Source organism: Bacteroides sp. HF-4919, from assembly GCF_018860125.1.
In genome coordinates this window covers 135,817-153,253 of sequence record NZ_JAHKNF010000008.1, presented here as the reverse complement: position 1 = coordinate 153,253, position 17,437 = coordinate 135,817, and the positions used below count along the sequence as shown (strand labels likewise).

At 50.9% G+C, this 17,437-nt stretch carries 12 protein-coding genes and 1 pseudogene; 2 read left to right on the top strand and 11 right to left on the bottom strand.

The window, feature by feature from the left end:
- Window positions 1–19 precede the first annotated feature (19 nt).
- The 6 genes from KO473_RS14870 to KO473_RS14845 all read right to left on the bottom strand — a co-directional run bounded on the left by KO473_RS14870 (window position 20) and on the right by KO473_RS14845 (window position 8,912).
- A complete protein-coding gene (locus KO473_RS14870; protein ID WP_005780676.1) occupies window positions 20–1,294 on the bottom strand; it encodes a TolC family protein in 1,275 nt (424 codons plus the stop codon).
- Window positions 1,295–1,320: 26 nt separating this feature from the next.
- A complete protein-coding gene (locus KO473_RS14865; RefSeq protein WP_122130179.1) occupies window positions 1,321–4,356 on the bottom strand; it encodes an efflux RND transporter permease subunit in 3,036 nt (1,011 codons plus the stop codon).
- Window positions 4,357–4,516: 160 nt separating this feature from the next.
- Complete coding sequence (locus KO473_RS14860; protein WP_005807695.1) at window positions 4,517–5,569, bottom strand: efflux RND transporter periplasmic adaptor subunit; 1,053 nt, start codon at window positions 5,567–5,569, stop codon at window positions 4,517–4,519.
- 283 nt (window positions 5,570–5,852) lie between these two features.
- Window positions 5,853–8,168 (bottom strand): family 65 glycosyl hydrolase domain-containing protein, encoded by a 2,316-nt coding sequence (locus KO473_RS14855; protein ID WP_032537669.1) that lies wholly within the window; start codon window positions 8,166–8,168, stop codon window positions 5,853–5,855.
- Window positions 8,169–8,308: 140 nt separating this feature from the next.
- On the bottom strand, window positions 8,309–8,404 hold the full coding sequence (locus KO473_RS14850) for a smalltalk protein (RefSeq protein ID WP_005807693.1): 96 nt from the start codon (window positions 8,402–8,404) through the stop codon (window positions 8,309–8,311).
- Window positions 8,405–8,432: 28 nt separating this feature from the next.
- Entirely contained in the window at window positions 8,433–8,912 is a 480-nt protein-coding gene (locus KO473_RS14845; protein ID WP_227559558.1) for an HU family DNA-binding protein, read from the bottom strand.
- 372 nt (window positions 8,913–9,284) lie between these two features.
- Here KO473_RS14845 and KO473_RS14840 point away from each other — a divergent pair, with 372 nt between their 5' ends.
- Complete coding sequence (locus KO473_RS14840; RefSeq protein WP_005780666.1) at window positions 9,285–9,530, top strand: DUF4248 domain-containing protein; 246 nt, start codon at window positions 9,285–9,287, stop codon at window positions 9,528–9,530.
- An 18-nt stretch (window positions 9,531–9,548) separates the two neighbouring features.
- On the opposite strand, the gene KO473_RS14835 is transcribed toward KO473_RS14840, so the two are convergent.
- The 5 genes and pseudogenes from KO473_RS14835 to KO473_RS14820 form a co-directional block, all read right to left on the bottom strand.
- Window positions 9,549–11,417 carry a bifunctional DNA primase/helicase gene (locus KO473_RS14835; RefSeq protein WP_032543175.1) on the bottom strand — a complete coding sequence of 623 codons (1,869 nt, stop codon included), beginning with the start codon at window positions 11,415–11,417 and terminating at the stop codon, window positions 9,549–9,551.
- Between the two features lie 237 nt (window positions 11,418–11,654).
- Window positions 11,655–12,617, bottom strand: a complete 963-nt coding sequence (locus tag KO473_RS14830; protein WP_122130178.1) for an Rpn family recombination-promoting nuclease/putative transposase — start codon at window positions 12,615–12,617, stop codon at window positions 11,655–11,657.
- 401 nt (window positions 12,618–13,018) lie between these two features.
- Window positions 13,019–13,702 (bottom strand): hypothetical protein, encoded by a 684-nt coding sequence (locus tag KO473_RS14825; protein ID WP_232303487.1) that lies wholly within the window; start codon window positions 13,700–13,702, stop codon window positions 13,019–13,021.
- 72 nt (window positions 13,703–13,774) lie between these two features.
- A pseudogene (locus KO473_RS23700) lies at window positions 13,775–13,996 on the bottom strand (Lin1244/Lin1753 domain-containing protein); the annotation flags it as partial.
- 115 nt (window positions 13,997–14,111) lie between these two features.
- Window positions 14,112–14,426 (bottom strand): hypothetical protein, encoded by a 315-nt coding sequence (locus KO473_RS14820; protein ID WP_005807684.1) that lies wholly within the window; start codon window positions 14,424–14,426, stop codon window positions 14,112–14,114.
- Between the two features lie 600 nt (window positions 14,427–15,026).
- On the opposite strand from KO473_RS14820, the gene KO473_RS14815 reads away from it, so the two are divergent.
- Complete coding sequence (locus KO473_RS14815) at window positions 15,027–17,339, top strand: PL29 family lyase N-terminal domain-containing protein (RefSeq protein ID WP_005821213.1); 2,313 nt, start codon at window positions 15,027–15,029, stop codon at window positions 17,337–17,339.
- Window positions 17,340–17,437 lie beyond the last annotated feature (98 nt).

The window sequence follows — 17,437 nt, the reverse complement described above, 5'->3', positions numbered from 1 at the left end:
TATAAAATAGAGCTTTCGTTTATTCGCTGATAACCTTTCTGTATTCTGCCACTGCCATTTTCTCTGCCAGGTAAGCATTAATCAGGCTGGTATGTGCCTGTGTCCACGAAAGTTGTGCCGAGAGTACGTCGACCATATTTGCTTTTCCTTCGTTGTAGGAGAAGGTGATCAGGTCCAGGTTTTCTTCTGCCAGCTCTTTATTTTCTTTGGCTGTCTTCACCTGCTCTTCCGTTTCCTGCAGCTTGGTCAGTGCGGCAGCCAGTTCCTGGTTGATCTGGTCTACTACGTAGCTTTGCTGCAACTTCTGTATACCCGTGTAGGCTTTCTGTTGCCGGTTGGTCTTGAACCTGGCTCCCCAGCGTAGCACGGGGATATTTACGCTCATGCCTACGATGGGTGTAAACTTCACGTCATATCCCATGTTGGGAGAAGCGGTGGCCCATCCGCCGGTGACGTACATGCTTACTTGCGGATTGTACTGGCTCAGGGCTGCCTTGCGTTGCGCCTCGCTTTTCTGGATGTTGACTTCTGTGCTGGCAAAGTCGGCACGGCGTTGCAGTACATCGTCCAGTGGGAGCAAGGTGACAGGCGGACACACGACACCGATGGAGCAAAGGCTGTCTACGGGAGCGTTGGGTTCTTCTCCCATCAGGATATTGAGTTTCTGTAGAGCCAGTGTATAATTCTGGCGTGCGCTGATGTATTGAAGTTCGGCTTCCTTACGGCGTGTCGAAATCATCAGCAGGTCGGTGCGGCTGATAGCGCCGTCTTTAAAACGGTCTTGGATGATTTCATATTGTTTCTCTACGATTTCCTGATATTGTGCCGAAGCATTGAGCATGGCACGGGCTGAAGAGGCGTTCCAATAAAAGGCGTCACTCTGATAGTGAATCTGGTCGCGTGTCAGCTCTTCGCTCAGCTGATCGAGTTTTTCGTCAGCTTGGGCTATACGGTTTTGGGCTTGCAGGGCACCGCCTGTATAGAGTGGCTGCGACACGACGAATACCCCTTGATAAGTGTGGTTGCGGTATTGTCCGGCCGGTCCGTCCCAGGAGTCCATCTCTTTCAGGTTCAGTGTTCCCTCGGCGGAGATGTCCACTTTGGGCAGGAATCCTGTAAAGGCTATTTTCCGTGCGTCCGTGCTTGCCATTGATTTCAGATGCTGCTGTTTCAGCACCTGGCTGTAAGCTTCCACACGGTCACGATATGCCTCACGGCTCAGATGCGGGGCTTGTGCCTGCACTTGTGTACAAAGTCCCAATGCAAACAGAAGTATAAGTTTATTCTTCATCATATACTTTTAAATTTTAGTTCATTTCTTTATCCCTTAATCCTGTGGATGGCGCAATAAGCTACCGGAAGCACAAACAGTGTCAGTGCCGAAGCCACAAGCAGTCCGCCCATGATGGTAGCCGCCATTCCGCCGAACATGGCGTCGAACAGCAACGGAAGCATACCTAAGATCGTTGTACCCGAAGCCATGGCCACCGGTACGATACGGCTGACGGTTGCCTTTATCACGGCTTCGCGCGGATCGAGTCCCGATTGACTTTCGATGTCGATCTGGTCCACCAGTACAATGGCATTTTTGATGTTCATACCGATCAGTCCCAGCAAACCGAGGATGGCGAAGAAGTCGAATGACTTGCCTAACAGCAGCAATCCCAGTACGATACCGATAAATATCAGCGGCAGCATCAGCAAGATTACCGTCGGCTTGCGGTAGGTTTTAAACAGCAGCAGCAGGGTGGTGAACATCAGGAAGAAGGTCAGCGGCAGGTTTTTTGCCAGAGCTTCGTTCGATTCCACCTGGCTTTCCTGTTCGCCGAAGTATTTCAGGGTGTATCCTTCCGGGACCTTGATCTCTTTTTGCACCTGCGACCATATCTGGTTGAAGGCCGCGATGGCATTCACTCCCCTCCGGGGATCGCATTGCGCCATCATCACCATCTGGCGGTTGTAGTCCTTCACATTTGAGAAGCGATAGCGGAAGTCGAACTCCGACACTACCTGCTCCAGGCTGGTGGTTTCCGGCCCGTTGCCGAATACCGGTAATGTACGCAGGTCGTTGATGCGGAAGGAATCCGTCACACTGTTGCCTTTCAGCAGAATCGGCAGCACCTGGTCTCCTTCGCGGAATTCACCGAGAGTCATGCCGTTTGTCCCGATCTGGATGCTTTGAGCCATGCCTTGGCGGGAGACTCCCAGGGGTTGTGCCCGTTCCGGGCTGTAGATCGGTTTCCAGATGGGTATTTTATTTCCCCACGAGTTACGTATATTAATAAGGTCAGGGTTCCGGTGCATGATCTCCAGTGCCCGGTTGGTCAGTGCCACCAGCGTGTCCACATTGGGCCCGATGAAACCGATTTCGATGGCTGCATCCACAGCCGGCGACAGTTTGAAGAGGCTCGTACGGGTGATGGCGTTCGGAAAGTTGGCTTTCATGTAACCGTCGAACTGTTCTTCATACTCTTTGGTATACTTGCTGTCGTTCAGTTCCACCAATACATTGGCAAAGTTCGGCTTCGGCCCTACGGAGGTAGACGCCAGGTAGTAACGCAGCGGAGTGCTTCCGAAGGTGATCGATACTTTTTTCACTTCCGGCAGTTTTTGCAGATGGGCTTCCACTTTCTTCATCTCCCGTGCCACGTCGTTCACCCCATATCCGTCCGGATAAAACACGTCGGCGCGGAAGTAGGGCTTGTCCAGTGACGGGAAGAAGTTTTGCGGCATCATTCCCATCACCACCAGTGAGACGATGAAGAGCACGATCATCGACCCTAACGTCACAATTTTGCGCCGGATCAGGACGCTCAGTATCTTTTCGAATTTGTGGTAGAACGGTTTGTCGTACGGATCTTTGCCTGCATTTTTGGCCTTGGCTTTCAGGATAAAGTTTCCGAATACGGTGGTTTGTGTCAGTGCCAGTACCCAGCTCAATCCCAGTGAGATGGCCAGTACGACGAAAAGCGGCTTCACGATTTCCGCCACGGACGAAGGTGCCAGATAAAGCGGCAGGAACGAGCAGATAGCGATGAACGTGGCTCCCAGCAATCCCCATTGTGGTCCGGTGGCTCCGTCGATCAATGCTTTCCGGCGGTCCACTCCGCGGGCGATGGCTATCTGCGCATTGTCCGTCACCACGATGGCGTTGTCCACCAGCATACCCATGGCGATGATAAATCCCGCCAGTGACGTACGGTTGAGTCCTACACCCATGAAGGACATGATAAGCAGCGTACCTCCGATGGAGAAGACCAGTGAAGAGCCGATCAATACTCCGGCACGCATCCCCATCACCAGCATGATGATGACAATTACGATCAGGATCGACTCAATCAGGTTGATGATAAATCCGTTGTTCGCCTCTTTGGCTATGACGTTTTCAAGATAAAGGCTTTCCAGGTTCAGTCCCACAGGCATCAGTGGGAGGAGTTCGGCCAGTTTCTGGTCTACCATCTCACCCGTCAGCACCACGTCGCGTTGCGGGTCAGTAGATACGCCGATACCGATGGCACGTTTGCCATTGACACGCATGATGGTGCCTGGCGGGTCCATGTATCCTTTCTCTATGACGGCGATGTCACCCAGTTTTACCTGTCCGGCGCGGGTGGTGATTACCTGGTTCTGGATGTCGTCCACCGTGGTATACATACCGTTGGCTACTATGCGCAACTGCTGTTCGCCGGCGCTGATTTCTCCGGTGTTGATAATCTGGTTCTGCGATTGCAGCAGGCTTGCCAGCTGTTTGGGATCGATACCCATGCCTGCCAGCTTGTTCACCGAGACGAATATATTCACCACCTCGGTCTGTGTGCCGAACAGTGCGACTTTCATCACCCCGTCGGCAGTGACCACCTGTGTCTTGATGCGTTCGGCCCAGTCCCTCATTTCTTCGTAGCTGAATCCGTCGTCGGCTGTCAGTCCGTAGTAGATACCGAATACGTCACCGAAGTCGTCCGATACTGTGGGTACCGAAGCTCCGCTTGGCAATTGGGGTTGTATGTTGAGCACTTTGCGCCGCAGTTCGTCCCATTTTTGGGGGATGGAGGAGGCCGGTAGCGAGGGGAGCAGTTCGAACGTGATTTTGGAAATGCCGTACATGGATTCGGACTTGATCTTGTATACTCCGCTCATGCTCTGTATCTCACGGGAGATGGGCTCGGTGATCAGCCGTTCCACTTCGGCGGGCTCGGCACCGGGATAGCGCGTCATGATGACGGCCGATTTGATGACAAAAGGAGCATCTTCCTTCTTGCCCAGGCTGCTGAAAGAGGAGATACCTCCGATCAGCAATACAGCCAGAAAAAAGTAGATGACTTTGGTATTGTCTAATGAATATTTGGCTAAATTCATGATTGTATATGGTTTTGAGTTTGATTCACCACGGAGGACACAGAGGACACAGAGAAGATTTTCTCTTAAAATAATCCTATAAACAAGAGATTAAAACTCTGTGTCCTCTGTGGCCTCCGTGGTGAATCGTATTCATTTCTATTGCGTTGAGCGGGCACTCTTATTTCAGTTCCTTCACCGTTTCGCCTTCCACCAGTTGTGTTACGCCGGCTATTATTACCGTTTCCCCTGCTTTCAGTCCTTTCGAGATAAAGGCCTGTGCGTCTCCCGTCGGAGAGTAAACGGTTACTTCACGGCGGTTTACCTGATTCCCGTTCAGTACCCACACGTAGGTTTTGTTTCCTTCGCTTTCACCGAATATGGCACTCAGGGGCACTACCGTCATGGTTTCTTCCAGGAACGGACCTACATCGGCCGAGAAGCGGATGCTGCACGTGAAACCCGGTTTCACCTCATACAGGGCATGGTCGAAAGCGGGATCGTCGATGGTGATCGTCACCGGGATACCCGTACCGTCCGTCGAGATGTCGAGATATTCCTCCAGTTTGGCATTGAAGATGTGTCCGCGGTATGTATCGAACTCCACGCGGAAGTGTTGGTCTTTGGAACGGAGCAGATAAAGGTAAGCATCGGGGATGGTGAACTTGATGCGCAGTTTCTTGGTGTTGACCAGCTGCACAATGCCTTCGCCCGAGTTCACGCGCTGATAGTTCTCCACTAACCTTTTCTCGATAGACCCGTCGAAAGGGGCGGTCAGTTTGGTGTCGCGCATATTGTTGCTCGAAAGTTCGTAAGCCGATTTCTTTTGTTGGAAGGTCGATACGCTGATTTCATATTCTTGTACCGAGATAGCCTGCCGTGCCAATAATCGTTTGTTACGTTCCACTTGGGCAGCGGCGGTTTCGTAAGCCGATTTGTCTGCTGCATACTGTAAGGCCAGGTCGCGCGGATCGATGGCCGCAATCAGTTGTCCTTTTTTGACCCGTTGTCCTTCTACCACCGGCAGGTTGATGATCTGTCCGCTCACGCGGAAGGCCAGTTTCACATAATCTACAGCTTCTACAATGCCCGAAAAGTCCTTTCTGATTTCCGACCGGGACTCTACCCTGGCCGTCTTTACGGGGCGTACTGTTGCCGCATTGTCTTCTTTTTTTTGTCCGCAAGCCGTTAATAGAATAAGTGCTGCGAGGATACATCCATAGTTTTTTCTCATATTTCCCATTGATTAAGAGTCTGTTTAGTCTCATTTTGAGGGGGCAAAGATATGAAACTGAAAAACTATAAACAGTTTTCCGGTTTGATAATTTAATATTATTAACAACCTGAGGCGGGTGTGGCGAGACTTGGTTACGATGAACGAGAACTCACCACGGAGGACACAGAGGACACAGAGTTTTAATCTCTTGTTTATAGGATTATTTTAAGAGAAAATCTTCTCTGTGTCCTCTGTGTCCTCCGTGGTGAGCCCTCGTTCATCGTTGAAAACCGTTGATCGTTTATTTCTGCCTCGGTACAGTCAAATCTTTACCCTTTTTCAGGTTATAAACAACTTCGGAGATACGGATGTTCAACTCACATCCTTCTAAAAGAGAGATTTTTATCGCCTGTTTTTCGACTTTCATCTGCAGGGTGCATCCACGGAAATTTACTTTGAATGTATAGCTGTCCCACGCTTGGGGGATGATGGGGTTGAAGTCGAGCTGTCCGTCCAGTATTTTCATTCCCGCAAATCCGCGTACGATGACCTGCCAACTTCCCGCCATGCTTGTGATGTGCAACCCTTGGTGTACCTCATTATTATAGTCGTCCAGATCCAGGCGCGTGGCATGCAGGAAGAGGCGGTAGGCTTCTTCCGTGTCGCCTATCCAGGCAGCCAGAATGGCGTGGACAAAAGGTGACAGGGATGATTCGTGTACGGTACGGGGTTCGTAGAACCGGAAGTTCCGGAGAATCGTTTCACGGTCAAAGTTTTCGTAATACAGGAACAGTCCTAACAGCACGTCGCTCTGCTTGATGTAGCACGAACGCAGGATACGGTCCCATGACCACCATTGGTTGATCGGCCGTTCGTTTGCCGGGATATCGTCCACCGTGGTCAGCTCCTTGTCCGGATAGCCGTCATCCTGTATGAAGATGCCCTGTTGTTCGTCCCGGGGGAGATACATTCCGTCGATAATCTTCTGCCAGCGCGAAGTCTCTTCGGCATAATTGAAGCGGGTGACACGGCGCACCCGTGCATACTCTTCCGGAAATTCGTGGGCCACCATCTCGATGCTGTCTATGGTGCTTTGCAGGCATTGCACGCAGGAGAAGTTGGTGTACCAGTTGTTGTTGACGTTGTTTTCGTATTCGTTAGGCCCCGTCACTCCCAACAGCACAAATTTTTGCCGTGCCTGCGAGTAGGATACCCGCTGGCTCCAGAACCGGCAGATGGCAATCATCACCTCCAGTCCGTAGCGGGCAATGTACTCTTTGTTGCCTGTCACCCTGGCATACTGCATGATGGCATATACTATGATGTTGTTGCGGTGTATCTCTTCGAAAGTGATTTCCCACTCGTTGTGGCATTCTTCTCCGTGGATGGTCACCATCGGATAGAGTGCCGCCCCGTCGGTAAATCCCAGTTTACGTGCGTTTTCGATGGCTTTGGGCAACTGGTTATAGCGGTAGAGCAACAGTTTGCGGCACACTTCTCTCGGGGTGGACAGCAGGAAGTAGGGCACACAGCACAATTCTGTGTTCCATTGCGTGTTGCCGCCGTATTTTTCTCCCGTGAATCCCTTCGGACCGATGTTCAGCCGCTCGTCGTCTCCCTGATAGCTCTGGTTCAGCTGGAAGATGTTGAACCGTATGCCCTGCTGTGCTTCCGGGTCTCCTTTGATCTCCACGTCCGTCTCCTCCCAGATTTTTGCCCACCGCTCCTTATGGGCTGCCGTCAGCGATTCCCATCCCTGCTCCCTGGCTGCTTTGGCTTCGTTCACAGCGCGCTCTACCAACTCCTGACGGTCACATTGCAGCGACGACACGATGGCGGTATACTTGATAAGAGTCACCTTCTCGCCGGGCTTCACGTCCGCTCCGGCGCTGAATCCTGTCAGTTTTTCTTTTTCTATCTTGATGGGGCTGACGCTTATCTGTTTGCTGTTCCTGAAGAACCGGTACGTCAGTGCGCAGCAGATTTGTGAATCTTCCCGCCGGGTTTGCGCCCAGAGGTAAGCGTAGTCGTTGGTGGTTTCGGCGCGCAGGATGTTCCACATCTTTTCGTCGAAATTGGCGCTTTCGTGCTTCACGTCGCCGTTCAGATAGGGTACCAGCGAGATTTTGCCTTCATAGTTCACCGATGTCACACTGTATTTTATCAGACACAGGTTCTGGTTGTCCATGCTGTTGATGTGCTCTATGTGCACTTCCAGCGTGTTGCCTTTGGGCGAAGTCACCCTGAAGTCACGGTACGAGATTCCCGCCTTCATGTCCAGCCTGCGTTCATAGCTCTCCACATCCCAGTGTGCCAGATCCAGTTCCTCGTCGATCAGGCGCACGTAGATGCCGCTCCAGTCCGGAGTGTTCGGTATGCGTGAGAAGAATCGCGGGTAACCGTTTTTCCACCATCCCACACGGGTGCGGTCCAGAAAAGTGATTCCTGCTACGTATGATCCCTGCAGGGAGTCGCTGCTGTAGGACTCTTCAAAATTGCCTCGCTGTCCGAAACGTCCGTTACCGAGGCTGAATATACTTTCCGAAGCGCGAAGGTTGTCGGCGTGAAAACCTTCTTCTATGATGTTCCATTCGTCTACCTTGAGGAATTTTTTCATGGTCATTGGGATTGTGTTTTTTAGATCGGCACCTAAGATACAAAAAAAACTTCTGATGCACAATCATTGTGCATCAAAAGTCTTTTTTTACCGTGGAGGACACAGGGTCCCGCAGGGTATTCATGTCGATAATCGATCGTCTAAGGATTCATTGCGTTGACTCCCAATGCTCCGAGTATGGCAGTAGCCACGGCTATCACCACTTTCAGCACTTTGTGCCAGATTGTTTTTTTCATTGCTTCGTGTGTTTTAAAATATTCATTTTTATGCCGTCGGATCATCTACAATATCTCCGTCGCCTCCGTCGCCGGAGGGCGTTTCACTCTTGATGTAGAACGACACATTGTTCTCTCCTCCGCGGGTGGTAGCCGTGCTGTCGTTTGCCAGTCGCAGGCTGTTGTCCACGGCAAAGCGGATATGCACACGCCTGATACCCTTTACGGTACACTCTTTTTCCGTTTCCGTTCCGGCGGAAGTCAGCGTGATGTAGAACGTACCGAGCCCGTCCACCTTCACTTTGTTTCCCTCCACCAGCGACTTTTTCAGTTGCCGGACGAATGCCTGCATGACGTGTGTCACGTCTTCCGCGCTCAGGGCTCCGGTGATTTCTATCTCTTTGGCGATGGAGGCGATGGTAGCTGTTTTGGAGCTGCCCGGCTCTTGTTTCAGATAATACTTTTGGGGCGACGATTTGTCGCTCAGATCTTTGTAGCGCTGATAGCGCATCACAGGTACTGCCATAATAAAATGTTTTTTGGATTCATAAAATGTTTTCTTTCTGTAATACATCAAGGCCTTTCTGATTACGATGTAAAGGTAGTACTTATGCTTTATCCCACAGGCTGTCCGGGGCAAGATGCGGGCATTGGCGGCTCTTTGGTCCCGTAAGTGCCTTTTTGAAGATAAAAACGGACAAGAAGCCTTGCCCGTTCCCTGCTTTTTTAGTATCTTAGTACTCTGAATCAATAAGTGTCACAAAGCAAAAATGAATCCGGTTCACCACAGAGTACACGGAGGACACAGAGAATATTTTTCTCTTAAATATCTTAATAAACAAGAATTTAAAACTCTGTGTCCTCTGCGTCCTCTGTGGTGAACCCAACTCAAAAAAACAGTATGGAAAAGAAACCAGAAACCACAGAGAAAAAGTTCCGGATAAAGAGTTATGGCAAGTCCGAACTGGCCTCGCTCTATATGCCCGAAATCAGTCCTAAGAGTGCCGCAAGCGAATTGCGCAAATGGATCGGCAAGTCTCCCGGTCTGACGGAGGCCCTTTCCGCTACCGGGCTGCGTACTAAAGACAAGCGCTATACGCCCGCCCAGGTGGAGTTGATCGTAGGGGCAATCGGCGAACCGGGATGACGATGGCGGGGTGGTCTTTCACGGCAGGAAATCGAGCGTTTTTTCGGTCTCCGCGTTTCCGCCCATTCCGAACCAGTGTTTGGAGTCGAACTGTGTGTTTCGTATCCGGTCGCCGGGGCGTTCCGCCGTGGCGTCCTCTTCGCAGGGCGAGTAGCGCCCGTTCACGGTATTAAACACAAAGCTGCACTCGCCGATATTTCCCAGGTGGCGGAACTTCACCTTTTTCACATGTACCCGTGTCACCCCTGCCTGCCGGTCGCGTTCCACCACCAGTCCGAAGTCACATTTATTGACGAATGCCGCCGATCCGTTGATGTCCTGCAGCGTGGGTACGGGCAGGCGTTTCGTCAGCGGGTCTGTCTGCATCTTGCGTGGATGCGCCACGAGGATGACGAGGCATTGGTGCCTTTGGGCGAAGTTTGCCAGCAGGTCGAGGAATGCCGAGATATATTGCGTTTCCGTCTGTCCGCCCGGGATGCGGTGTTCCAGCCGGTTGAAAGGGTCCAGTACCAGTATGCGGATGCCCCGCCTCCTCACCAGTTGGCGTGCCCGTTCCAGTATCGATTCTACGGTGAAATCTTCTTTGGGCAGGATGCTCGAAATGTTTTCCGCCAGATAGCGTTGCGCTTTCTCGTAGAGCATTTCGGTCATCAGTCCCTTGCGGAAACGCTGTCCGGTCAGTTTTTCGGTCAGTTTGGCCAGGTGATAGGGGAGGGGTTGGTTTTCGGGGCTGAAATAAGCTGTCCGCCATTGGTGGTTGAGGCAGAGGCGCAGCACCAGTTCGTCCGTGAACTCCGATTTTCCGTCGCCCGGGTGTCCCGTGATGACGCAGAGCCTTCCGGTCTCGAAGGTGCAGAGGTCGTCCAGGTTCTTCAGTCCCGTTTCCGCTCCCCGTGACAGTCCGTTTTCAAAAAGTATGCGCATCTCTTCGTCCACATCGGCCGCTGTATATACGCCTTCCAACGGCATCTCCGGGGCGTCGGCAAGTGCCTGCGACAATGCTTCCGGACCCGCCTTTACCAACAGCTCGTTGGCGTCTTTGCACCCTTCGCCGTAGCTGACCACCCTGCAACGTTCGCGTCCCAGGCGGCGGAGCAACTCCTGTTTCAGTTCTTCCCCTTTCGGGTCGGCATCGCCGGCTATGTAGATCACCCGCTTATCTTCGAAATGGCTGTCCACAAAGCGGTCCATCCACTTCAGGTTACGGTTGGCACCTCCGGGCACCGATATCACGTCAGTGCGCCCTGCCGTGACAAAGGCGGCTGCATCCAACTCTCCTTCGGTGATGATACATTCCGGGGTGCCTTTGATGCCGTCGATGTTGTAGGGAATCAGTTCCGCTCCGGTGAGCATTTTGAAGTGTTTATGGAGCGTGGCACGGAACTTGATGTTTACCAGCCGTCCCTCTTCCAGATAGTTGAAGCAGAGACAGGGTTCTTCAAGTCCGCTTTGGGGCATGTATTGCACCGACGAGGTGATGTGCAGTTGTTCCGCCGCGTGTGCACTGATGTGGCGTTCGTCCGCCAGCCATTTCAGTTGCACCGGAGTGAGAGGGGTTTCGTTGGCAGGTTTTTGGGGACGTTGGGGGACAGCGGTGCCGTCCGGGGCTGTTGGCCGGGGGCTTGTCCGGTTTCTTTCGGCGGGGAAGTCCACCAGCGGATCTCCTGTCTTTCGTCCGCCATGCTTTCCGCTTCCGTCGTCTGCCACTCCGCTCCATCCGCAGTAATGGCATTTGTAGAGTCCTGAGTCCAGGTCCACCGAAAGGGACTTGTCACTTTTGTTGCTTCTCTGCCCGATACATCGGGGGCATTTGGTCTTGATGTGGCCTGCTGTGCGGCCGTAGGCATCAAATTCGATGCCGAGTTCACGAAAATTAAATGATTTCATGGTCGATTTCCATTTGTTTTTAGGCGTTTCTCTAAACTTGCCGGAAACGGAAATCTGGGTAATGGTTTTGATTTCACCACAGAGGACACAGAGGGCACAGAGAGATTAATTGGCTGCGCTCTGTAGTAAGTTTTCAGACAAAAGAACAGAAGAACAAACAAATAAAGGATAATTTGCTCTTTTGTTCTTTTGTCTAAAAAAACTCTGTGTCCTCTGTGTCCTCTGTGGTGAGTATCCTTAAGATAGCTTTTCTATTTCTTCAATGGGCAGGCCCGTTATTTGGTGAATGGTTTCGGGCGGGAGGTTCAGTGATTTCATCTTTCGGGCGTTTTCTCTTTTCTCTTCGATCCGTCCTTTCTTAAATCCTTCCTGTCTGCCTTCCGCCAGCCCTTCCTGTCTGCCTTCCGCCAGCCCTTCCTGTCTGCCTTCCGCCAGCCCTTCCTGTCTGCCTTCTTGTCTGCCTTCCAGTGCGGCTGTACTCAGCACGTCATTTTGTATCATGACAGCATTGATATGCTCGTCATACGCCAGTCGTTCTTTTTTATCCATGTTGTAATAAATCAGTTTCCGGCGTGCCTCTTCCAGTCCGGGTGCTTTTGTATCCGGGCGGATGATGCCGGTTTTGAGATATTCAATCCATTCTTCGAGGGGAGTGACGGCTACTTTGTTGAATTCGTTCACCCGGATCAGGAAGTATTCGGGGAAGATTTCGGCAGGCAGTTTCCGTATGATGGCGTTCTTCTCTTTAGTGGTCACTTCAAGGAAGTCGCCTGTATGTACCCCCACGAAAGTGTTCTGCCCGTGATATAGGTAGTCGTTTCCCCGTCCGATGTCGAAATAGAGTATGCTGACGGAGTACACCTTCTTCACCTCCGAGTAGAGTTCTCCCAGTTCGATATGCTCTGTGATGGCCTTTGCCACTCCGAAGAGGATTCGCTCCAGATAATAGATTTCGCGGGTGTTCTGCACCTCTACGATGATGATTTCGTCTTTGCTGTTCCGTGCCTTGATGTCCACGCGGTTGAATTTCTCGTTTTCGCGCTGTTGGTTTCCTTCACTTTCCAGTATCTCTACGATGCGTATCGGTTCGTTCAGCAGCACTGTGAGGAAACCCTCCAGCACGCCGAAGTTGGCTTTATTGCGCAACAGCCGTTTCACCGCCCAGTCAAATCGGATATATCTGTCTGTATAATCCATTATCGTACCTCCTCTTTGTATTCATATCCCGCAAATATAGCTTTTAAAAGGGATGATTCCAAATTAGAGCCTGTTTAATTTATCACAAAGTCTCACACGGAGATTAATTGGCTGCGCCCTGCCTGTTTTCAGACAGAAGAACAAAAGAACACATAAAGAATCGTTTGTTCTTCTGTCTAAAAAAACTCTGTGATATTCTGTGGTGAGTTTTCAGACAGAAGAACAGATGAACACATAAAGAATAATTTGTTCTTTTGTTCATCTGTCTAAAAAAACTCCGTGTCCTCTGTGTCCTCTGTGGTGAATGTCCGTTTCCGATAAGTCAAAGAGCGATATTGGTTTTCTTTACGTTTCCTGCCGGCAGAGACCGTTCTCCCTGCCGCCATTAGTCTCCGGTGGTGCCGTCATTCCGTCCACTTCCCCGACTCGGAGCTCCACACGGCGTTCTCCGACGGGCGGGGCGGTGCTTCGTCCGGGATGTGCTCTCCGCAATAAGAGCGGGCTCCTGTCAGCGGGTCGCGCTGCTCAAAGCGGTAAGCGTCTGCTCGGCGTTCGGTTGTTTCCAGGCGGTTCAGCACAGTGTCCAGCGCCTGCCGGGTGGCAGAGCCGCGACGGATGAAGTTGCTGAAGTAACTTTTGGCGTCGGCTATGGAGAAGAGGGTTTGCTCTTTGCCATACGTCACGATATGTTGCTTGAAGAATGTCCGGATGTGTGGCAGCAGCTCCATGAAGCGGAAGCCCATGCCTGAGTGCATGGCCTGCACCTCCAGCCACGACTGTTCGCCGAAAGCACTCTCCACGTATGTTTCCCATCTTTGCGGCGAGGGCTGTCGGGGTGGTTCCGTTATTGGGACGGAAGGAGGCTCGGGGGCAGTCCTGATTATCTCTTCTTCTTCTTTTTCTTTTAATATATTCTTTTTCTTACACCGTGTTGCGGTGAAACGCCCGTTGGCAGCACGTTTCACGGTGACTTTCACCCCACCCGCGGTGGTGGCTCCGGCAACCGCAGTCCCGGTTGCAGCGGATTCTCGACGGTCCGTCCCGGTTGAAATGCGGTTCCGGACGGGGGTATCCGGTTCGGTGTTCATCTCTTCGTCGAGATAGATGCTTGAGAAGCTGCGCCCGCTTTCGTCTTCCGCGTAGAGGCGGAACAGGCGGAAGTCGCACACTATCTTTTGCAGCTTTTCCAGGGATACATTCCAGCGGCGTGCCAGTGCAGGCAGTGAAGCAAAGGCGCAGCGATACCCCTCGTGTTGTCGTAACTCGGCCAGCAGGACGGTATAGATGCCTATGCCTTCTATGCCGTTCTGTTCGCATAGGGCGATCACCCGGTCGTCGGACATCATGCTGACGCGATAGCGGAAAAATAATTCGTATTTCATAATAGTGCAAGTTAAATGATTTGATTCTGTGCAGAATGCTTTCTTTCAAACCTATTCTGCAGCAGCAAAGGTAGGGCTTCGGGTGCGTATTTCCATATAATCCTCCGGAGGCGTTCTACGCCTTCCGGAGTGTTTCTTCATTGTTTTTCTCTTTCATCTCGTTCCAGAGCTTAAATAGCTCTCTTTCAATGTATTCCTCCGATACGGACTGTTGAGGACGGTAGATGCTCCGGAAGTCATAGGCACGGCATAGCTGGTGTGTCAGATGGGGGATGAACGGCTTGTCCGGATCGAAGGTATCAAGACTGACCGCATTCCGGAGAGCAAACGTAAGTAACTGATTTCTTTCTCTTTGTATGACAATGCGATCCTCTTTCGTAGAGTAAATCTTGTTACATACTTCCAGAATCTCTTCCGGGTCTTCAAACACTAATTTCAGGCTTCCTTCGTTGATTTCAGCCTCACATTTAAAAAAAATTCTTTCTTCATTATTTTATTATTATTTACAATAAATGAAGCTGCAAAATTAAGGTATATTAGTGAAAAACGAACGGTTTAGAGGCTTTGATAACATTCTTTAATAAATAAGAAATGTCTGGTGATGTTTGGAATATATTACTGATTATAAGAAGAATATGCTTATTTATCTGTTTCAAAAAACGTACGTCTTTTGGCACAAAAATAGTCTCTTCTTCTTGTTTATCCAAATAATTTATAAATAATATTTTTGGATAAAATGTATTTATGTTTGTCAAAAGGCGTTTTTATCGTGGTTTCAAGGCATTTTTGACCATCGGGTGAGAAGGTTGAAAAGCTGATACAATGAAATGTGAATTAAAACTTGAAAAGTGGAGTGCCAAAAGACGTACGTTTTTTGAAACACAAATAGTAATGAAAGATACTGCTTGGAGATTGCAATGTGCTGATAATAAAATGATTATATCGTGCCCGTGTCTTGAAATAGGACAAAGAGTAACTTTGTAAGCATTTGGCTGCTAATTCGTTTTATTAATATGATAATTGAATATTTATGAAAAGGTCATTTTTATGTATTAGAACTGCGCTGATAGGAATATCCTTATTCGCAGTGTCTTCTTGCTATTATGACGACTCCGAATTAAGGGGGCGTCTGGATCAGGTGGAAGGTAAGGTAGCCGAACTGGAAAAGTGGTGTACTACCGTAAACCAAGAGATTCTATCATTGAAAGGATTGGTGGAAGCTCTGGAAAATAATGATTTTGTGACCGGGGTGACGCCGTCAGAAGAGGGGTATGTCATCACGTTCTCGAAAGGAGGCAATATTACCATAAAGAACGGCAAGGACGGTCAGGATGGTGAAGACGGCAAAGACGGTGAGGATGGCAAAGATGGCAAGGACGGAGTCAACGGAGTAAGCCCGGTTATAGGAGTGGCCAAAGCCGCCGACGGCCTGTACTACTGGACCGTGCAGACGGGCACAGGTGCTCCGGCCTGGATGACGGATGCCAATGGAGACAAGATACGTACCACCGGGGATGAAGGTGATAAGGCAATTTCCCCGACTTTGAAAACCGGGTCGGAATTGGGGGACGGGTACAAGGCGGACGCTGTGTATCTTTCGGTAGATGGCGGCGGGACATGGACGAAGGTATCCGGCGATAACGGAACTAATGGAACTGACGGGGTTGACGGAACCAACGGAACCGATGGAAAAGACGCTGTTTTCGCGGGCATGGACAATTCGGATCCGGATTACGTCGTGTTCATTCTGTCTGATAACACTCCGGACGATCTGACGGACAATCCCACTTTGCGCATCCCTAAGTATATCGCGCTGGGGCTGGATTTCTTTTCGGGGACCACTCCGATAGACCTGAGCCGGACCATCGCCATGGACGAGATGGACGGAATCACCTATCAAATAAAGGGAGATGCCGGTAAAGTGCGTGTATCGCTGTTCAGGCAAACCAATGACGGATGGCTTGTGACTGTTGACGAGACAAACAGGAAGATCGATGCCACCGCCATCACCGGAAAGAATGACGTGACGCTGATGGCTACGGACAATGCGGGACACAGCACTTTCTACCTCCTGAGCCTGACGAAGAACGCCGAAAATGACGGTACGGCAGCCAAACCCTACCGGATCAGGAACAAAGCGGACCTGATGGGGCTGGCCTACAGTGTGAACCGGGGCGATGCGTACAGCGGCAGGCATTTCAGGCTTGAAGCGGACATCGACCTGAACGGGACCCGCTGGACGCCTGTCGGAGGGGAATTGGGTTCGGCCGGCTTCAGCGGTGTGCTGGACGGACAGGGGCATACGGTGTCGAACCTGAAAATAGAAAAAGCGGATGTCTTTTATTACTATGGATTAGTGGGCTACGCCGTGTCGGCGGAGATAAAGAATATCCGGATTGAATCTCCGAAATTCGAGGTGCTTCAAGGGGAGCGTATAGGCGGACTGATCGGAGGAGCCCAGGGCAGTACGGTTACCGGTTGTCAGGTGACGGATATAGAAGTTAACGGTGAGAATTGTGGAAATATCGGCGGCCTGATAGGAGTGGCGGAAAATAGCGACATAGAATCTTGCACGGTGCTTGGCGGAGAAATTATCGGACAGAGTTATGTAGGCGGACTGATAGGGGATGTCAATGCAGGTACCGTTCTTCATAGCAGGGCTGCCTGCGCTGTGGCTGCCGAAAATGTTGTGGGCGGATTGATAGGCTTGGCCCAGCAAGTCGGTACCATTACGGACTGTTCCGCCACGGGCAATGTAATTCTGACCGGTGTGCGAGGGTCCTATGCCGGTGGGTTGATCGGGGGGAACTCCAGTAGTTTTAGTGCGCAGACGATTATGGCCTGTTATGCTACCGGAACGGTTACTTCCGGTGGAAACGGCCCAGTTAACCTGGGAGGGCTGATAGGGCGCAATGACATGAATGGCGCTACACAAAGCATTGTGCTGTGTTACGCCACGGGGGACGTGTCGTCCGCTACCCATAATCGGGAGAATTATTTGGGCGGACTTATCGGCGCTTCACGGCAGCAATCTACGCAATCTATACTGGCCTGTTACGCTACGGGAACCGTCAGCACGACCGGCAGCTATGATAAAAATGTAGGCGGACTGTTCGGGGAATATGAACTCTACGATGGAGTAGCCCGAATGACCGGGTGCTATACCACTTGCAATAAAGGAACGTATGGATTTGGGACCGGGTCTGATGAAACCCGTTTGACGCTGACCGATGTGGAAATTATCGCGGGTCCTGTCACCGATAAGGTCAGTGATATGAACCGGGCGGCAAAGAGGTATCCTTATCAGTATGACGAAAACGCTAAGATCATATCTATGGAGTGACAGGCAAGGCTGAGCGGCCGGAAGAGGAGGTTGTGTCAGAACCCTTTTCACCACGGAGTAACACAGAGTATCACAGAGTCTTTTTATTAATAATCAAC